We start from the raw sequence: 19,861 nt of genomic DNA on the forward strand, positions 1-19,861 counted from the left end.
GTCCCCTCCTATATGATCATCTCTTCATCACTTGATAGCGCTGACATTTTATAATCAAATAGTATCATCAAACGATTGAAAATCCTATTGTTTTTCAGCATTGGTTAACTTACGTTTTTTTCTTTTTTTAGAAGCTGCAATTAAAAAAATCAAAAAGCCGCCATAAACAAAAACCATCATACTAATATACCATATATTAACTCCTTTATCTTTAGCTATTCGATATATATTAGAAGAATCTGAATCTAGTTGTATGCTATACTGTCCATTTAGAGCTCGGATGATGCCGCCCTCTACAAGGCCTCTTAGCTCTTGATCTTCACCGATTTCTTTTTCTTCTATTTGAACAACTTGTGCACGGGAATTATTATTTATCACAAACAGCGCTTGCTCACCTTCATCTTTATAAAGGTACACGCCCATTCCTTTGTCATTTGAAAGTTGAGTGACCTCGCCTTGACGGACGGACATAAGTTCAGCTCTCACTCCTGCCAACTTTGTGATATACTCAATAATTTCCGGGTTCGATTGAAAATTCATCAGACGATGCGCGTCAGTTCCTTTGCCCCCGTCTAGCGCAATTTCTGTACCATAATAAACAATAGGCACTGAAGAAGACAAATATAAATACGTTAATGCTTGCTTAGTACGCACCACTGGATGCTCGCTAGCCTGGAGTATGGTTCGCGTGAAACGCTCCGTTCGCGGACTGTCTAAGAAAGCACCGCCAACTTGATTAAAATAATTGCTTAGCTGAGGAAGTGAACCGCTTCTACTTAATTCTTTTGCTTGTTCAATTGATTGCTCTTGGTTCACAAATAAATCTAATGAGCGAGATTTTATATCTTCTCCATTTTTACCTTCACCAATTAAATAAAAACCCTTTTTCTCATGCTTAAATTGTTCTGACAATCGATTTACAAAAGCCGCTGGAAAATCATTGATATCAGTTAAATAGTAGCCATCTAAATTTGTCTGTTTAATCCACCACTCTCCGACATCTTCTATATATGCTTGCACACCAGGTTGATCACTTTTTAAACTTATCGTTTCTCCTTGCTTAGTGAACCAATCGTTCTTACTGGAATCTTTGAGCATCGGGTGTTTTTCACTAATTGTTAAAGGCAGTTCCATTACCACTTTCATTTTTTCTTTATGAGCTTGTTCAATAAATTGTTTCATTTGTGGCAACGTTCCAAAGCGCTCATCCATTTGATAATGGTCGGTAACGTTATAACCGTGGTATCCACGTTCATCGTTTTTAAATACTGGCGTTATAATAATCGTTGTAAACCCCATGTCCTTTATGTATGGAATTCGGTTTTGCAGTCCTTTTATATCTCCACCGTAAAAACTGAGAGGATTATTATAGTCTACGTTCAAGTCATTACGCTCGTCTCCGTTTTGAAAACGATTCACCATCACATGATACATAATCTCGTCTTTAATTGGTTCTCTTGCATCAGCTTGTACAGGAATAAAGCTAACAAACAGCATTCCTAACAGCAAGCTAATCAATTTTCTCCCCACTCCTCATCTCCCCTGTCATAGAGCCTTTTCTCTAGAGTATCGCTTTTAACAATTAAACGTCAACGCTTTCTTATCAACTCTTATTAACACACAAAAAAAGCTAGGTGATAAACACCTAGCTCAACATCTTTCTAAACCGATTCCTTCACACCGCTATTTACTTTACTAGAGCTTTTTCCAACGCTGTTTAAGCGGTCAATCAGCCCTAATCCGAATTCTGGGTTGATATCCGAATTTCCTTTAGATAATAAGTTTTCACGGAATTCGTAAGCTGATGAGCCATGCTCTGCAAAATCTAGACCAGCAATTTCTTCTTCACTTGATACACGAATAGATGTAATTCTTGTTAAGAGGAATAAGAAAATTCCAACTGTCCCCATTGTCCAAGCCATAACCGCTAGGATACCAATTGCTTGAACTCCAAGTAATTGAGCGCCTCCACCGTAGAACAACCCATTTGCTGTATCAAATAGCCCAACTGCTAACGTTCCCCAAATTCCACATACACCATGAACTGTAATTGCTCCAACGGGATCATCTAGCTTCATTTTACTATCGATAATATTAACAGCTTCAACAAGAATTACACCGGAGATTAAACCAATTACGATTGCACCTGGGATCGATACATTTGCTGTTCCTGCTGTAATACCAACTAATCCAGCTAAAGCACCATTTAACGTTAAACTTGCATCTATACGCTTATAACGTAGCTTCGTATAAAGAGCTGAAGATAATACTCCACACGATGCTGACATTAGCGTTGTAGCGATAATTGAAGGCACTAGTGAAGGATCAGCAGCTAGTGTACTTCCACCATTAAACCCAAACCAACCAAACCATAAAATGAATACGCCTAGCGCTCCAAGAGGAATATTATGTCCTTGAATTGCATTTACAGAACCATCTTTACCATATTTACCAAGACGTGCTCCTAAGAATGAAACTGCAACGACTGCACCTAATGCACCTGTTAAGTGGACAACTGTTGAGCCTGCAAAGTCAACAAAGCCTAGTTCTGATAGCCAGCCACCACCCCAAATCCAGTGGCCTACAACCGGATAGATAATGGCTACCATTACAATCGTTAACAACATATAGCTCGATAACTTCATACGTTCTGCAACAGCACCTGAAATAATCGTTGCACATGTAGCAGCAAATACAATTTGGAATACAAAGAAACTCATTTGATCACTTTGACCATTTAAGAAAAATCCACTTGTTCCAATAAAGCCACCGCTTGAATCTCCAAACATTAAAGCAAAACCAATAACAAAATATAGGACTGACGAAATTGCCACTGTGAGCATATTTTTCATCAAGATGTTTAATGCGTTTTTAGAACGTGTAAAACCTGTCTCTACCATGGCGAAGCCTGCATGCATTAAGAATACTAGTACCGCTCCAAACATGACCCACATCATATCGATTGAAGCACTGACCGATTCCACTGTTGGATCTGCAGCGTAAGCTGTCGTTGATGTTAATAAACCTAACATCAACAAAGCACCTATTTTCTTCTTCATACAATGATCATCCTTTCAGACTGTTTTTATAATATAGCTTGTAAACCCGCTTCGCCTGTGCGAATACGAACTGCATCTTCAATTGAATATACAAAAATCTTACCGTCACCAATTTGGTTTGTGGAGCACGTAGATTGAACGATTTTGATAATTTCATCAACGTGTTCGGCTTCTACAACCATTTCAACCTTCACTTTAGGAACGAGCTTAATTTCAAAACTTTGACCTCTAAATAGTCCTTGCTCTCCCTTTTGTTGACCACAGCCTGCAACTTCTGAAACGGTTAAACCGTTAATTCCCACTTCTTCTAACTTCTCACGTAACGACTGAAACTTTTCTGGACGGATAATTGCTTCCACCTTCTTCATTCATCGTTCCCCCTGTTTTGATGTAAGATTTTATTACATTATATGTTATGTTTAATATCATATGATGATTTTTCAAAAAATTCAAGCTAATTTCAATAAAAAATAAGATTTTTTTCAAAAACACGTTATGTAATCGTTATCATTAAATTTTTAAGAGAAAAGTTTGTATTTATTGTAAAAAAATTGAATTTTATTATGTTTTTAGACACAAAAAAGCAAGTAGTTCAACTACTCGCTTTTTTAGGAAATTGATGTTAAAATTGTTTGTTTTTGTAGACTTGTTACGTAATGCTTTTGAGTAAATACACGATATTCTTCTTTTCGAATTTTCTCTAAGATCGCTCGATACAAATGGGCAGCTCCTTTTAAAGGAAGCCGTGAAGAAATTGGGTATTTGTGAAGAGACTGTAATCCTTCTTCATAAAGCCGCTCTGCTTCAGTCGCAAGTTCTTCCCACATTGAAACAAATGCAGGGTTAACTTCTTGATTATAAAGCATCCCCATCGTATAGCCTTTCTCTTCCATGATATCTTTTGGTAAGTATACTCGCTTCCGTTCTAGATCTTCTCCTATATCACGTAAGATATTTGTAATTTGCATCGCAATTCCAAGAGAAACTGCATCTGCTTCCAATTCGCGATGCGTTTTCGGAGCTAGTATCGGCAATAGCATTAAACCTACTGTACTAGCAACATGATAAGAATACAATTTAACTTCGTTAAGCGTTTCATATTCATGCTTCACTAAATCCATCTCTTGACCAATAACCATATCTTCAAAAGCTTTTTCATTCATTTCGTACTGATCAAATACATCTCTTAAAGCAATCCACATCGCTGTATCTATCGATTCTCCCTTTCTAAATCTAGAGAACTGCGCTTTAAAATGCTCTAATTCTGCTTTCGGGTTGTTTCCTTCGTCGACAATATCATCCACTTGGCGACAGAATGCATAAACAGCCCAAACCGCGTTCTTTTGTTTAGATGGCAACATGGAAAAAGCCTTATAGAATGTTTTCGAATTCGCTGCAATAATTACTTCACATTGTTTATAAGCTTCCGTTAATAGTAGGCTCATAGTCGTTACTCCTCTCGTTTTAAAAGGATAATTAATATTCAATACAGTCTACCATCTTTCATGATGTTCACTTATGACAACTTTTCAAACGATTGATGAGATGCTTGAACCAACGAGTCCGCTAGCAGTTTAGCACCTTGCATCACAATAGGTACTCCTCCACCAGGGTGAATGGACGCTCCAACGGCGTATACATTTTTGTACTCGTAGGGTTGAAGCTGTGGACGAAACACACCGGATTGAAAAAGCTCTGGCGCAATTCCAAAAGAACCTCCTTCATACAATCCAAATTCGTAAGCATCCTTTGGTGTACGAATTTGCTTCCATTCAATTGCTTGTCGCAAGCCAGGGAACCCTTTTTGCTCCAGCGTATCAATTATTCGGTCCATAAATGCGGATTCTGTATCCCAATCAATGTCATGACCCGAGGGTACTGGAACAAGCGCATAAAGTACACCTTTTCCTTTCGGCGCAAGAGTGTCATCAATAAGAGACGGATAAAACGTGTAAATAGCAGGGTCAGTTGGAACAGTTTTATTCTTAAATACTTGATCCATATGCTCATTGAAATCCTGTCCCATAAAATACTGATGTATATTACTATGAGCGTACCGCTTATTTAATCCAAAGTAAAATAATAAGCAACTTGAAGAAGGTACATATTTCTTTTCTTTTACTTTTGAGACTTTTGCCATACTTGGAAAGTCACCGTTTAAAACCACGGAGTCAAATTCATTAATTTCACCGCGTACTTTTAAACCTTTAGCTTCATTCTCTTCAATAATTAGCTCATCTACAGGCGCATTTAAATGAATTTGCACACCAGCTTTTTTTAAAGCTTTCTCTAGTACTGGAACTAAGCTTGCATAGCCCCCCTTCACATAAAAAATGCCATGAGCATGCTCACTATATGGAATTAATGAATAAATTGCTGGTGATGAATAGGGGTTGCCACCAATATAGAGAGATTGTAAAGCATAAGCACTAGCTAAGCGCTCATCATTAAAATAACGTGACACAAATTTATGCATAGACTGATTAGCATTTAGCTGCTTTAAAAACTTTACATTTTGCCACGTCCAAAAATCCCATTTATTTACGAAAGACTTTTGCAAAAAGGCTTTCTCTCCCACTTCAAAGCGTTTTTTCATATCAATCATAAAACGTTTATAATTTTCGGATTCACCCGGAAACGAACGTTCAATTTCACGTAGTTGCTCTTCTTCTTTAGCTCTCTTGGTATATGTTGTACCATCAGAAAAGTGAATTTTGTAAAGAGGATCACACTGGATTAATTCGTACTGGTCTGAAGATATTCCTGCTTCCTCTAGAATTGTTGTTAGCATTTTTGGTAATAAAACAATTGTTGGTCCTTCATCGATGCGATAACCATTGTGTTCAACAAACGCTAAACGGCCTCCCAACCGATTTTCTTTCTCAAATATATCGATTTGAAACCCTTGCTTTGCCAACAGTAAAGCGGTTGTTAAACCTCCTATACCTCCTCCAACAATTCCTATTTTCATAAGGCTCTCTCCAATTCATTCGTTGTTTTATATGGTTCATTTAATAGCTGTTGATCTTTCTTTAAGATTGCTTTTGCCGTAATGCGCGCTGACTCTAAAATAGTAGGCAATCCGCTACCTGGATGTGTTCCTCCACCAACAAGCCAGCAGTTTTTCACTTCTTCAAATTGATTATGGGGACGCAAGACCATCATTTGTGACAGCTGATGTCCTAAATTAAATGTTGCCCCTTTGTATACAAGTACATCTTCTTCCCACTGCTTTGGTGATAAGATTTTTTCGACTTCAATATGCGCCTCTAAGTTTTTAAAGCCCGTTTTTTGCGCTACGATTTTTAAGATAATATCACGAAATTCTTTTTGCTTCTCATCCCATTCAATTTCGCTAAAATTATTTGGAACGGGTGCTAAAATATATAAAGCAGACTTCCCTTCAGGCGCTAGTGTTTTGTCCGTTACAACTGGGTTATGAATATAAATGGAAGGATCTTCTGAAAGCAGTAAGCTTTTCGTAATTTCCTCTACATTTTTCTTGTAATCTTTTGAAAACACAATTGTATGATGAGGTAAATCAAATTGCTTATCGATTCCTAAGTAAATCATAAAAGTTGAGCATGAATATTTTTTCTTTGCTAATTTTTCAGGTTTATATTTTCTCAAAACGCCTTCATCAAATAAATTCGTCATAGCATGAGCAAAATCTCCATTTACCACCACTTGATCAGCAAATACTTCCTCTCCATTTTCAAGAAGTACACCTTTGGCTTGTTTATTTTCAACTAATATTTTCTTTACCCCTCGATTGAGATGGATGGTTCCTCCATGTTCTTGAATCACCTTCGCCATTGCTTTAGACAACTGATTAACGCCACCAATTGGATGAAAAACACCGTATGCGTGCTCCATAAATGACAAAATTGAAAAAGCACCGGGACACTCCCAAGGTGACATTCCTAAATACTTCGATTGAAATGTAAAAGCTAAGCGCAGCTCTTCTTCGGTAAAATAAGAGCTCAATACGTCGTATAATGTTTTACCAAGCGATAGATGCGGTAAAGCCTTTAACGCTTCCGGCTTTAAATAGTGATGATATCGATCCATCTGACCTTGCAACAGAGGCATAAGTGCATTCATTTTCTCTTCTGTTTCTTTCATAAAACGATCGTACCCTTCGCCGTTTCCTGGAAAAACGCGCTCGATCTCCCGCTTCATTTCTTCATGATTATCCGTCATCTTTATATTATAGCGATCAAATATTAGCTCATACATCATATTCAACCGCTTTAAATCCATATAATCGTATGCGTTTCGATTTACAGATTCAAACAGCTCTTCAAAAATTTGAGGCATGCTGAGAAACGTTGGACCCATATCAAAGGTAAATCCATTAATATGAATGGAAGCATTTCGTCCACCAACGTACGGCTGTTTTTCGAATACATCTACTTGATACCCATGACCTGCTAATAGCATAGCTGCCGCTAAACCACCTGGACCTGCTCCAATTACAATAACACGCTTTCGCATGATAAACCCCCTAATAGTTATACATTTATTATACAAATATTATACAAATCTTCTTTCCTAAACACAATTAAAAATATGTGGAATTTATTTTCAATCTATTATTTAGTAAAAAATACTTAAAATTACTGCTCATACAATTGCATAAGTAGTAGTATCTATCCATCTTTTACCCTACCTCTATAAAAATATGTATGTGTTGTCCAAATAAAATAGACGTCTCTAGCATGCCATATAAAAAGCCTTTTGATTCAGTAGAAATCTCTGAATCAAAAGGCTACATGACTTTACTCTTTAATTTGAATATTATTATGTGCAAACCACACGTGAATTTGTGCTAAGTGAGCAAGAAGTTGAGGTCCCGTCATTAATTGACCAAACCAAGGCACTTTAAAGTCTTCTCCACCCGACTTAATAATTGTGTTTAATTGCTCACGATTAAAGAATTCGTGAAGCGCTGAAGATTTGTCTTCTAAAAGCGACTCTAGCCAGAGCGTTACTGCTTTTGTATAGGCTGGATTATGGGTTTTAGGATACGGGCTCTTCTTACGATATAAAACATCATGAGGTAATACTCCTTCTAATGCTTTTCTCAAGATCCCCTTCTCTTTATTACCAACCATTTTCATCTCCCACGGAATGTTCCATGCATATTCTACTAGCCGATGATCAGCAAATGGAACGCGTACTTCCAGACTAGCTCCCATACTCATACGATCTTTTCGGTCCAATAACGTTGTCATGAACCAAACCATATTTAAATAAAATAGTTTGCGGCGTTGCGCATCCTCACCTGACTCCCCATCTAGTTCAGGCACTTCTTTAATCGTCTTATCGTAGGTAGCTCTTACATAGTCTTCTAAATTAAGTTTCTTTCTCCAGGAATCTTGCAGTAAGTTCATTCGTCCTTCTAAAGAACGCATCCAAGGAAACGTATCGGATTGCAGATCGTGCTGGCGATGAAACCATGGGTATCCACCAAAGATTTCATCTGCACATTCTCCGGATAAGCCAACCACAAAATCCTTCTTGATTTCTCTACAAAACCATAATAATGAGGAGTCTACGTCAGCCATTCCAGGCAAATCACGTACTATTACCGCTTCTGTTAAATGATGCACAAGGTCTTCCGTTGATATAACGCAACGATGATGATTGGTTTGGAAGGTGTCAGACATAAGTTGAATATACGTATAATCTGAATTCGGCTGAAATTCATTTGCTTTAAAGAATTTGTCATTATCTTCATAATCAATTGAATACGTATGAAGCTGACCTTTTCCATTCTCTTTAAATGAATTAGCTGCAATTGCTGTAATCGCACTAGAATCTACTCCGCCTGATAAAAATGTACACACTGGAACATCTGATACTAATTGACGCACAATAGCATCTTCAACTAAAAACTTTACTCTTTCCGTTGTTTCTGCTAATGAATCCGTATGCTTTGCACTCTTCACATTCCAATATCTCCACACTTTAAGCCCGCTTTTACTTAGCGTCATGGCATGAGCAGGTCTTAATTCATCTATTCCTTTAAAGACACCGTGCCCTGGAGAGCGTGAAGGACCTAATCCTAACACTTCAGCTAACCCATCTAACCCGATTTCAGCTGGTACTTCTGGATGAGCTAAAATCGCTTTTAATTCTGATGCAAATTGTAACCCTCCATCGTACGACCGATAAAATAAAGGCTTGACGCCTAGACGATCACGTGCAATAAATAACTTTTCTTCAGATGCATCCCAAATAGCAAAAGCAAAAATTCCGTTAAAATAGTCCACACACTCCTCTTTCCATTCAACATAAGCTGTTAGTAGTACTTCCGTGTCAGAGTGCCCTTGGAATTGATATCCTCGCTTTAATAACTCTTTGCGAATATCTTCTGTATTATAAAGCTCACCATTATAGCAAATCGTATATTCTTTTTGCTCTTTCTTTCTAGTCATCGGCTGCTTGCCGCCTTGTGGATCTACCACAACCAATCGCTTATGTCCAAACGCCGCATGCTGTTGAATCCATACATTTGTATCGTCAGGACCTCGCTTTTCTAATGTTTCCGCCATTTTTTTAACGGTGCCTTGTTCACCTAACAAGGAGCGTTTGAAATCAACCCATCCGGTGATACCACACATTAGTTATCATCCTTTCCTTACGCGCTTTGTAATGAATGAAATAATGCCATTGTATGCATGGAATTCGCACAGTTGATTTGTCCACATATTTTATTTCAATTATTTTAGTTATAAACGCCTTCGTTTTAGGAAATACAAACAAATAACAATTTCGTATATGGAGGTCTTAAAAATGAAGAGTAATTCAAAATATTCAATTCTACAAAACCAGCCTCGTTCGTTTATGACGGGAACTGTTGAATACATTGATTCAGAATGGATTTTCTTTGATGAAGAAACAGATGAAGCATCTATGCTAAACGATATCCTCAATGAATCCGTTGAGGTATACATCAATATGAGTTGGGAAAAGGGACTATTTATCTCAGATCACCAGTTTAAGCTTCACAATATGATTTATCGAATTAAAAATGGTGATAAGCTTCGCGTAACGAGAAAGCTCCCATACGCATATGAACAACTACTGAAACACCTAAAAAAAGAAGCGTTTCACACGCTTACGAGCCACTTAAACTCTCTAAACATCTCTCTTTATGACTGCATCTATTGTCATAACACACTTATTTTCCTGCCGGAAGATAAACATACAAAAGGAGCAAATTTTCTCATTTTTGATAATGAAGAAATGATTTGTTCCGTTCAACACTTATTTGAGCGTGGCGAAAATGGTTTAGACCGTTTCGAATACACGTTAAGCGATGGAAGTCGTTCTATGAATTTAATTCTTCACTAAGGTGTAGAAATGCAACCATACGTCAATAAGCAACACAAGGAATATAAAAGGGCTATGGAGGAAACAAGGTGAATACAAGTAACCTTTTCCATGCATGAAAAAGACTGTTGATTCACTCAAGATGCTGAAAAATCAAGGTTATATAAAAAGCAAAATAAACGGATAAAGTGAAAGGGTCCTTGTGTAACAAGGGTTCTTTCTTATTGTTAGTTCTGAAAATTCATATTATGACAACTAAGCATTTCATAAGTAGCGAAAAACAAAAAAGCCACTGCTTCTGAACAGTAGCTTTTTCTACTCACGTGTAACTTTGTACTAAGTGATGAGTTATACTCCAAGGGTCAAACACTATTTACTAACAATGTGTATCTAATAATTTAATCTCTTCCGGTCATCTGCTTGGGGAGGTTGTTCCATCCACTGATTATCAATTAAATCTTTCCCAATACGACTATATATCCATAAGCTATCCAAGGCTGCCTTTTCACAACGCGCTGAAATATCAGCTCTCATACTTGCGATAAGGGATGCGTTATAATACGTCACTGCTACACCAAAGAAGAAACCAGTTTGAAGAAGCATAAGTCTCTCTGAAAAAGGGGAAACAATAGAATCTGTAACCTCCGTTTCGCATGATTTGGGTAAATGAAGGTTATCTTTTGTTAATAAAGATGAAAATGTAGCAATGTGTTTGTTTTTGACTTTTAGGCTTTTTTCTAATAATACTCGTACGTTTTGATTTTTTGAAACTTTGGAAAAGCCAAGGATCATCGCTTTTGCAACCAATGTTTTTTGTAAATTAAAATAAGTATGTCCAGCTTCGATTGCATTCATCGGCCGCTGTTTACCAAAAACATCTGTTACGTAGTGGTATTTTTCAATCATTTTTACCTTACTAGGTGTTATATAAGTAGGTGATTGCTGATACAGTTGTTTTGAAATAAGGAGATCTTTAGATCTTTTATAAATTTCCATCGCATCAAGGTTGCATTGATAATAAAAATCTACAATATCTTGACGTATAGAAGTCGTAAAAGATAGGCTTATTTCGTTATGTCCATGTGTGCTAATCATATAAAGAGATTCAAGGCATAAAACGTCTGTAAATAGAGCAGGAGCTTCTAAATTAACATCCTCTTCTGTAAACCCCTTGGGAATAGGAAAGTTCTCTTTTTTAAATAACTTTTTTAACATATCTACATGGTTAAATGAGTACTGAAGAGCTGCTTGAAAAAGGCTATGTATTTCAGGGTCTTGGATTGTATTAAGCATATATTTGTTTACACATATAGATAAGGTTTCACGGATATAATGTGTCCATAGGTTTGCAATTTCAGGAGATGTTAATTCATTCTTTTTTTGCAATTTTCCGGTCCTCCGTATAAAAACTAATTTTTCTTAGTTTCTCCCCTTTTTAAGCTTTCATACAAGTTAGCTTTTTTCCTAATAACCCCTCAAAAACTTTTTGTAAGTGCTATATTTTCGTTCGTTAATTTACGAGTAGATAGGTAAACTCTTAGAAAGATTAATTCTGTGTGCTTCCCTCCCTTCTACTATAGACAAATACAATGAGGATGACTGATTTTTTCTTTATTGAGAAGCTCAGGATTGCAACGACGATTGTGACACTCCTGCAGGACTAGCGAGTGTTCTGAGACCCCGCAGTTTACGAGGAGGCTCAGGCCGAGCCCTGCGGAAAGGGAGCATATCCGAGTGGAAATCCCTCCTGTTGTATGCGTGCCTTTCCTCTTTCAAACAACAAAAAAAGCTGCTTATATCAGCAGCTTTTAACCTAAAACAACATATCCATAGTAGAATACTAGTACAAGCGCTACGACTAGAAGTGCCCATGCGCCTCCTGTTGCTTTGGCTTTTTTTGTCCTAACAAGTACCATCTCCATACCAACTAGCACTAGAACCCCAGCCAGTCCCTTAATAAGAGCTTGTCCTTTAAACTGATACCAATCTGCTAGCAAATGAGCACCTGATAACAACACAAGCACATACAACAGACGAGTAATCATATGTACAATCTTTGCGCCTTTTTCTTTACCGGACTTCGTTAAAACAAGCGCTACCACAAAACCAATCAGCAATAATGTCCATAATGTTACATGTAAATGAATCATCTTATCCTCTCCTTTCATTCCATATCATACCATGAATACAAGCTTTCTCACCACTGTACATAAGCATCAAACAGCAATGCACTTATCACTTTCACATATCTGCCATATATTACTTCAACTATGAATACATATGAACAGAAAGAACTTTTTAACATTCTTTTCATACCATGATAAGAGACTATAATGATAAAGGATGTTTGCCTATGCCAGCCATCGTCGGCGTTGTCAACGTAAATAGTGTCGGTTCTGCTAGTGTTCTGCACATTGGCGACGTATACAGTATTGCTCCCATCTCAACGGCTAAAACATTTGCCGGAGCAGGATCTTTTAATACTGGAGATCGTCTTCATGTCATTAACCAGCAAAGCGCAACGAACACCCAAGATAGTGATGTAAATGACCAAAACATTACAGCTAATGCTTAAGTTGTAACAGAAAGGAGCTACCTCCATTGAACTTCTATGTAAATCAAAGCATTTGTATCCAAAGCTTAAAGGTAAGTGCTGTCAGTAACTCTTCTGTATTACAAATTGGAAGCGCAGGCATCATCAAACCGAACTCCAACCTATTTAATACAGGTGGCTTTACTGAAGCCGCACCTGATGAACAAAAGAAAGGAATTTTAGGATCAGTTTCTCCATCTACTTTCACACCGACACAATCTTCAGCAGTTCCAGCACCTTATTCTCAGTCGCTCACTCCACCCGTTCGGGTGAACAACTGACATGTTCATAACTTCCTCACCATATGTATAAAATATATCATTTTTAAATGACAATTTGCATACAGGGTGAAAGAAGGTGCGGAACATGAAAAGCATGGACTATACGCAGCAAATGCATCGTTATATTGAGCAACTATCAGTGCGAGTTGCTACCCTTGAATCAACTGTTCAAAAACTAGAACAGCAGATAAAAGAGCTAGAAGAAAAAACTCCTATTAATATTGAAAAAATTGAATATAAATTTGAACAGCTAAAAATCGACTCGCTTGATGGCACATTAAATATTGGCTTAAACCCGCTTACACCAGACAACCTAGAAGACATTATTATAAATAACCAAACCCCTGAAATTACGCTTCCACAGCAAGGGCCACAAAACCCAAGTTTAAAGCCACTTGACCGCAATATAACGAAGCAGTGGGTTGAAGATATATATGCATCTATGACATCTGAACTTGACCAGCATGGCTACTCAATGGTTCAGCATGTTCTTGACCAACGCTCCATGACAATTGAAGGAGCCTACTATGACTTTATAATTGAAGACGTAAAAAAGCAGTTAGAACAACGTATTACTTATTATTTAAATCAAGTTCAATCTGAAGAGCTAGAGCAAAACTTTGAAGCAATTAAACCCCAAATTATTGAGAAAATCTATGAAGACATCAAAAAAGGCATCGATGCTTTCTTAACCTATTTACCCGATTCCTTAAAGAAAGGCGGTCATAACCAATGAATTATACGGTCATTAATCGAGAATTAATGGTAGGAAATATTGATATTACCGGCGTATCTTCTTCTTCTGTTCTTTTAATTGGAGATGCTCACTATATAAATTTATCAGCAACATTTGATACACCTGCAGAATCTCTCATAATTGGTCCTTACGTTCCATTATCCTTATCTTAAAGGAGAAATTAACTATGCTATCCCGAATGTCTCAGGTAGATCATTTAACAATAAATTCTGTGTCATCCAGTTCACTTTGTCAAATTGGTGATTCTACTCAGATCGTGTTAAAGACAAGAGCACTAGCTGTCAAGCGAGAGTTCCCTTTTTTCTATGGAAGAGAAGGAAACTTTGATGATTATGATGTTTTTAATGAACCTATCCCACAACCAATAATTGAAGCTGTAAATATGCAAGTAACTAACCTTGCTCCTATCATTAAAGTAAATCGTATTAATATTAAAGGGTGTTCATTCTCTTCGGTTATTCATATTGGTTCGACCTGTACGCTTGATGCAGAATCTCGCATTAAGCATATAAGACAACTGGATGGAATTGAATCTAAAACACCTGATGTTGGGTTAGAAAAGGAGCTTAACATGACAGCAGATGATGTTGAAACTACTCTTGAAGACGATTCCACAGAATGAACAAATCTTACTGCTTTATCATACACTAGATTATTATCACGATAATAAAGGGTGGATAACATGCCAGCTTTAATCGGTCCTGTTAGTATCACAAGCGTGGGTGGCGGTGTTGTGACGTTTGGAGATACCTTTTATGTGTCCCCAAAAAGCTCATCAAAAACCAATACGGGCTCCGGGGCAGTTAATACCGGTAACTTCGTCAATACCAATACCGGAATCTCTGGAACAAATACGCTTGATCCCGATCTTGCAGATCAAAACAACGTTGCCAACGCATAAAAACAGCTGGAATTCCAGCTGTTTTTTATCTTTTTTTTCGCTCATTTGACTTTTTAATTTTAGGCACTCGTGAAGATGGCTGCTTTTGAATCCATTTTATAAACGAATGAATCTGTGGATCATCCTTTAGTAAGGCAATTGTATTTAAGCGAATCGCTAATTCTGTATTTGTGTAAAGAGCATGTATTTGCTTATGACACGGAATACAAAGGTTAGCAGTCGGCTCAAATGTACCTCCCATTTCTTTTGGGGTAAGATGGTGAACCGTAATTTCGACATCTTCTCGTTCGCATAATTCGCACCAGCCAACGTGACGATCTTTTTTTTCCACTGCTTTTCAACCCTTTCCTTTATAGAGTTTCAACAGCTACTTTTGTTCCCATACCAGTAGCATCAGCAGGTTGTACAATTAATCGCTTAGGTAAGCGTGCTCTAAGCTCTTGCACGTGACTAATAACTCCGATTGATAAATTATCTGACTGAAGCTTTTCTAAGGCCGTAACAACCGTATCAAGAAGCTCTCCATCCAGTGTTCCAAACCCTTCATCTAAAAAGAAAAATTGTAAAGGATACTCTCCGCGAAGCTGAATTTGTGCAGATAGCGATAGAGCTAATGCCAGTGATGTCAAGAACGTTTCTCCTCCTGAAAGAGTTGAAACCGGACGCTTAACTCCACCGTTAGCATCATCTCTCATAATAAAACCACCTTGAGAATCTACTTCAATTGCATAGCGGTGACGTGTTAAAATGGCTAATCGCTCCGAAGCATCTCGACTAATCGCCATCAGCTGTTCTTCAGCCATGTATTCAACAAATGTATTACCTTTAAACACAGACTGTAGCTTTTGATATTGTTCAAACAAAGCTTCTTTTTCTACTCTCTGCTTTTCAAGCTCTTTAAAGCGTTCATGTCGCTTTAATATGTCTTTTAAGGTCTCTTCTGCTCCACCTTTTAGCTGATTTGCTTCGTTAACTGCTGCTTTTATATTTACTAATAGCGATTTGGTTTCTTCCCACTTATCTTGAGTTATAGATTTACCATTAAGTTTCCCCTCAACTTTAGTTATATCAGCTTTGGCTTGTTTTAGCTTATCCTCAAACGCTTGAATTTCTTCAGTTAATTTCTGTATGTCATCACTTGTTTGAACCGCTTTTTTGACTTCTTCTTTTTCTGAAAAACATGATGGCTGAAGGTGCTCTTCCCAGTCTTTTTTGACCTCTTCATATCGTTCCGTTAAATCCTCTAATACCTTACGCTCTGCATGCTCATCTGCCTGTAGCTTTTGATAAGTCACTTGCATACTATTTAGCATTTCATAACAAGTTTTTTCCGTTTGATCAAGCTCAATAATGCGCTGCTCAACCTCTCTTAGCTCTGACGTCACATCCCCTGCTTTTGAAAGTTCCATAAGCATCTGTTTTTGTTGTTGGAGCGCTTGATGAACGTTTTTTTGCTCTGCTTCTAACTGAACATTCTTACGCGTCGCTTGATCATAACCCTCTCTCGCATACGCAATTTTATTTTGTTGTTCGTCAAAAAACTGATAGCTTTTATTAATGCGTTCTACAAGCGTTCGTTCTTCTGCAATTCGCACCTTCATTTTTTCTTGAACTTCATAAATTTTACTCATTTCTAGATGTGGATATAGCTCATTCCATTCCTCAATAAGCACGCTAAAATCATTTTGATACTTACTTAGCTCTTCAGCAAGACCCTCTACTTCTTTTATGAGTTGCTGCATGCTGAACAGTAAATCTTGCTGCTGCTGTTCACTTTGTTTATAGCTCTGTAACAGCTCTGTTTGCTTCTCACGAACTTCAATATAATCTTGCTGTAACGCTTTTAACTCAACTTTTAACTTAGTGCTATATTCATCGCCGTTTCCCTCTAATAGTTGAATAACGGGCAAGTCATACTTCGTATCTGTGATTCCAGGATACGCATCGAGTAACATTGAATGAAGCTGTTCTAAACGAAGCTTCATGGCTCCGTACTCCTGCTTTTGCTCATCCAGTACATGTTTTTCTTCTTCATAGCTCGTAATGTGTTCATCCAGTTTTAAGTTCGCGTGTCCTTCACTAGATACAGCAGGTGAAGGATGATCCATTGAACCACACACTGGACAAGGTTTTCCTTCACTGAGATCTTCGGCCAGCTGATGGGCTAAGTGATTAATTCTTTCCTTTACTTGCTGCTCACGCAGTGACTGTAATTGACGATTTATCGAGCGAAAAAATTGTTCAAATTCACGCTCACGCTCACAAACAACATGATAGATGCGCTGGGTAGATACAAATAGCTGTTGTGCTTGAGAAGTTTGGCGTTGTTTTAATTCTTTTTGGGTTGCAAGTTTTGCTTCAGCTGCTTTTAGATCTAGCTGCTTTTTGTTCACTTTTTCCTCATGTTCTTTTATTATCTTGTTTAATTCCATTACTTTCTCAGCTTTGACAGTAGCTTCATATGTCTGTTCACGCTCTTCATCAGAGACCTTTACCTGTTCTAACTCTTCTTTTAAGCTACTTTGCAGCAATTTACCTTTTTCTAATTGCTCTTCAAGCTTTTGCAGAATTTGCACCTGCTCTTTTACATCAGCTGAAAGCTGATTGCACTCTTTTTCTTTTTCATCGTATTTCTTTTCTAATTCCCGTATTGATTTTTGAATTTTTTTGGCTTGTTCTAACTGTTCTTTGCGAATAAAGAGCTTTGGTTGTTCCTGCTGTTTTGTTAACCGTGCTTGGTCATACGCTATCTGGCTTTTTTCATACTTGTCATACTGTGCACGCAACTTCTCTTGAATAACTAATACGTTTTGACGAGTTCTTTGCTTTTTCATCGTAAGCTGCTCGTACGCATTTAGATAGGGCAACAACTTTTTTGCTTCTTCAGCTATAGCTACCTGTTTTCGCTTCCCTTCTATAAGCCCCTCTTGCTCCTTCAACCCTTTTAACGTTTCTTCTAATTCATGTTTAATCTGCATATCATTCCAAATTGCAGTTTGTTCATCATACAACGTTTCGATATCTTTTAGTTCGCGCTCACGCTTTTCAAGTAAAATGATACGTTCTTGAAGGACTTGCTCCGCTTGCTTAACGCTTTCCTCTGATGCTTCCCCTAATCCCGTCTGCTCTGCAGAAATCGTATCAATTTCACCTTTTAACAACTGAACCTTGGAACGAATTTTTTTGTTAAGCTGATCACCGTACTGCTCTAAATTAAATAAACGCTGCAGCATTTGACGACGTTCTGTTCCTTTTAACGATAAGAACTCAGCAAATTTCCCTTGTGGCAGTACAACAGCGCGCGTAAAGTCATCAATTGTTAAACCTAATAACGACTGAACTTGCTGGTTGACATCGTTTGTTTTATCAGCCAGTACGATGGTTTCATCTCCTACTTCAATAAAACGGCTGGTTGCTGATCTTACCCGCATTTCATCCGAACGTTTGAAGCTACGCTCAACGGTATAGCGCTTTTTATGGGTTGCATTTTCTAATTCAAATGTAAAAGCAACTTTCACTTCGTCCTCAGCATGATTTAAAATGCCGTGTGTGTTGTTAGCTGCCCTTTCTACCTTGCCGTAAAGCGCAAGCGTCATCGCATCTAAAATAGAAGATTTGCCGCTACCTGTTGGGCCGAAGATACCGAACACACCACCTGAACATAGGCTTGTAAAATCGATAATTTGCTTTGACCTAAAGCTGTGCAAGCCTGCTATTGTTAAAGTAATAGGCTTCATCTTCTACTCCTCCTCTTCTGCCTCTTGTGTATGAATCAATGATAAAAAGAGTTGAACCAACTCGTCACTTGGCGTTGCTCCACCTGTTTGCTTACGGTAGAACTTCGCAAAAGACTCTTCCACCGGAACGTTTCGCTGTTCTTGTTGCACCTCAACAGTTTCTTCCTCTTTAAAAATCGGTCGGATATGAATAAACCCTTTGTGTAGCTTGCGTAATCGGTGAATTTCTTCAAGGGACAGCGCATCTTCTAAGTGAATCTCTAAATCAATCCAAGCAGTGCTATCTTTTCCTTCATCCAACCACTGATAGACTTCTGCGATACCGTTTTTCGCTCTCCATCTTGTAAGTGGTCTTCCGCTTGATAAAGGAATTTCTGTTACTTTCATTTCTTTTCCCGGCTTCCCATCGAGTATCGTTACTGATTTGGTATAGCCTGATTCAGAAAAGCTATAGGCAAGAGGTGAACCTGAATAACGAGCTTTTGTAGAAGCTCGCTTAATGTCTTGCGGTCGGTGAAGATGTCCAAGTGCCACGTACTGAGCTGCTGCTGGAAGGCTTGATGCTGCCACGGTATACGCTCCACCTACTTCAATTGGCCGTTCAGAATCCGTTGAGCTTCCTCCAGCAACATAGATATGACTCATGGCAATGTTTACACTGTCGTTTGTAAAATGTGAGCTCATCTTTAAGAAGATTTCGCGTACTCGCTCATCATATGAGTTTCGAAGCAACAATTCGTCGTCTTCCTCAGCCAACATTTCCTTTAATCTAGATTCCGATGGATAAGGAAGTGCGCCTACTTTTAACGTTTCTTCAACAGTTGGAAGGTAAATCTCTTGTACATCTGTTGTCGGTAAACCTATGAGCGTAATATTTTGTTCGAATGCAAGCGGAGAGGCTGCAGATAAGCGATCGGGGTTATCATGATTACCCGCAATTACAATAATTGGACGATTGCCTTTTTCACTAAGCTTCGACATACTCTCATAAAATAATTGCTCTGCTGCTGCAGGCGGATTGACGGTATCAAATACATCACCGGCCATTAAAATTGCATCAATTTTTTCTTCCTTTACAATTTGAGCTAGCTCATCTAAGAACTGAGCTTGTTCTTCAATTCTACTCCTACCTTCTAAGGTTCTCCCTAAGTGCCAGTCGGCCGTATGTAGTAATCTCATTTGCTCCCCACCT

At 38.0% G+C, this 19,861-nt stretch carries 19 protein-coding genes; 7 read left to right on the plus strand and 12 right to left on the minus strand.

The genetic code is table 11. From position 1 onward, the window contains the following. Positions 1–84 precede the first annotated feature (84 nt). The 7 genes from EPL02_RS07095 to asnB all read right to left on the minus strand — a co-directional run bounded on the left by EPL02_RS07095 (position 85) and on the right by asnB (position 9,688). A complete protein-coding gene (locus EPL02_RS07095; protein WP_131887369.1) occupies positions 85–1,530 on the minus strand; it encodes an alpha-amylase family glycosyl hydrolase in 1,446 nt (481 codons plus the stop codon). Positions 1,531–1,661: 131 nt separating this feature from the next. Next, positions 1,662–3,059 (minus strand): ammonium transporter, encoded by a 1,398-nt coding sequence (locus tag EPL02_RS07100; RefSeq protein WP_131887370.1) that lies wholly within the window; start codon positions 3,057–3,059, stop codon positions 1,662–1,664. 26 nt (positions 3,060–3,085) lie between these two features. After that, entirely contained in the window at positions 3,086–3,427 is a 342-nt protein-coding gene (locus EPL02_RS07105; protein WP_094912867.1) for a P-II family nitrogen regulator, read from the minus strand. 240 nt (positions 3,428–3,667) lie between these two features. After that, positions 3,668–4,504, minus strand: coding sequence for a phytoene/squalene synthase family protein (locus EPL02_RS07110; protein ID WP_131887371.1), 837 nt, complete (start codon positions 4,502–4,504; stop codon positions 3,668–3,670). A 71-nt stretch (positions 4,505–4,575) separates the two neighbouring features. Next, entirely contained in the window at positions 4,576–6,030 is a 1,455-nt protein-coding gene (locus tag EPL02_RS07115) for a phytoene desaturase family protein (RefSeq protein WP_131887372.1), read from the minus strand. After that, complete coding sequence (locus EPL02_RS07120) at positions 6,027–7,556, minus strand: phytoene desaturase family protein (RefSeq protein ID WP_131887373.1); 1,530 nt, start codon at positions 7,554–7,556, stop codon at positions 6,027–6,029. The genes EPL02_RS07115 and EPL02_RS07120 overlap by 4 nt, the downstream gene beginning before the upstream one ends. Before the next feature lie 284 nt (positions 7,557–7,840). After that, positions 7,841–9,688, minus strand: a complete 1,848-nt coding sequence (gene asnB / locus EPL02_RS07125) for an asparagine synthase (glutamine-hydrolyzing) (protein ID WP_094912871.1) — start codon at positions 9,686–9,688, stop codon at positions 7,841–7,843. Positions 9,689–9,860: 172 nt separating this feature from the next. Here asnB and EPL02_RS07130 point away from each other — a divergent pair, with 172 nt between their 5' ends. Further along, complete coding sequence (locus tag EPL02_RS07130; protein ID WP_131887374.1) at positions 9,861–10,421, plus strand: DUF2777 domain-containing protein; 561 nt, start codon at positions 9,861–9,863, stop codon at positions 10,419–10,421. 369 nt (positions 10,422–10,790) lie between these two features. Here the strand turns inward: EPL02_RS07130 and EPL02_RS07135 are convergent, their stop codons facing one another. Both EPL02_RS07135 and EPL02_RS07140 read right to left on the minus strand, forming a co-directional pair. Beyond that, positions 10,791–11,786 (minus strand): DUF3231 family protein, encoded by a 996-nt coding sequence (locus EPL02_RS07135; RefSeq protein WP_131887375.1) that lies wholly within the window; start codon positions 11,784–11,786, stop codon positions 10,791–10,793. 422 nt (positions 11,787–12,208) lie between these two features. Further along, on the minus strand, positions 12,209–12,550 hold the full coding sequence (locus tag EPL02_RS07140; RefSeq protein WP_094912874.1) for a DUF1516 family protein: 342 nt from the start codon (positions 12,548–12,550) through the stop codon (positions 12,209–12,211). Positions 12,551–12,753: 203 nt separating this feature from the next. Between EPL02_RS07140 and EPL02_RS07145 the strand changes: the two genes are divergently transcribed. From EPL02_RS07145 to EPL02_RS07170, 6 genes are all read left to right on the plus strand, one after another. After that, positions 12,754–12,975: a spore germination protein gene (locus tag EPL02_RS07145; RefSeq protein ID WP_094912875.1), complete on the plus strand. Its 222-nt coding sequence runs from the start codon at positions 12,754–12,756 to the stop codon at positions 12,973–12,975. 26 nt (positions 12,976–13,001) lie between these two features. After that, the gene (locus EPL02_RS07150; RefSeq protein WP_094912876.1) at positions 13,002–13,274 is read left to right on the plus strand and encodes a spore germination protein GerPB; all 273 of its coding nucleotides are present in this window, start codon (positions 13,002–13,004) and stop codon (positions 13,272–13,274) included. Positions 13,275–13,359: 85 nt separating this feature from the next. Next, the gene (gene gerPC, locus EPL02_RS07155) at positions 13,360–14,010 is read left to right on the plus strand and encodes a spore germination protein GerPC (protein WP_286175299.1); all 651 of its coding nucleotides are present in this window, start codon (positions 13,360–13,362) and stop codon (positions 14,008–14,010) included. Continuing rightward, on the plus strand, positions 14,007–14,183 hold the full coding sequence (locus EPL02_RS07160; RefSeq protein WP_094912877.1) for a spore gernimation protein GerPD: 177 nt from the start codon (positions 14,007–14,009) through the stop codon (positions 14,181–14,183). Before gerPC ends, EPL02_RS07160 begins: the two co-directional genes overlap by 4 nt. Before the next feature lie 14 nt (positions 14,184–14,197). Further along, positions 14,198–14,653: a spore germination protein GerPE gene (locus EPL02_RS07165; RefSeq protein ID WP_131887376.1), complete on the plus strand. Its 456-nt coding sequence runs from the start codon at positions 14,198–14,200 to the stop codon at positions 14,651–14,653. 60 nt (positions 14,654–14,713) lie between these two features. Then, the gene (locus tag EPL02_RS07170) at positions 14,714–14,932 is read left to right on the plus strand and encodes a spore germination protein (RefSeq protein ID WP_094912879.1); all 219 of its coding nucleotides are present in this window, start codon (positions 14,714–14,716) and stop codon (positions 14,930–14,932) included. A gap of 25 nt (positions 14,933–14,957) precedes the next feature. On the opposite strand, the gene EPL02_RS07175 is transcribed toward EPL02_RS07170, so the two are convergent. The 3 genes from EPL02_RS07175 to EPL02_RS07185 are packed head-to-tail and all read right to left on the minus strand — an operon-like array spanning position 14,958 to position 19,848. Next, the gene (locus EPL02_RS07175; protein ID WP_131887377.1) at positions 14,958–15,263 is read right to left on the minus strand and encodes an HNH endonuclease; all 306 of its coding nucleotides are present in this window, start codon (positions 15,261–15,263) and stop codon (positions 14,958–14,960) included. A gap of 19 nt (positions 15,264–15,282) precedes the next feature. Further along, entirely contained in the window at positions 15,283–18,669 is a 3,387-nt protein-coding gene (locus EPL02_RS07180; protein WP_131887378.1) for an AAA family ATPase, read from the minus strand. Positions 18,670–18,672: 3 nt separating this feature from the next. Then, entirely contained in the window at positions 18,673–19,848 is a 1,176-nt protein-coding gene (locus tag EPL02_RS07185; protein WP_094912882.1) for an exonuclease SbcCD subunit D C-terminal domain-containing protein, read from the minus strand. Positions 19,849–19,861 lie beyond the last annotated feature (13 nt).

The organism is Bacillus sp. CBEL-1 (assembly GCF_004348885.1).
GTDB lineage: Bacteria > Bacillota > Bacilli > Bacillales > Bacillaceae_H > Priestia > Priestia aryabhattai_A.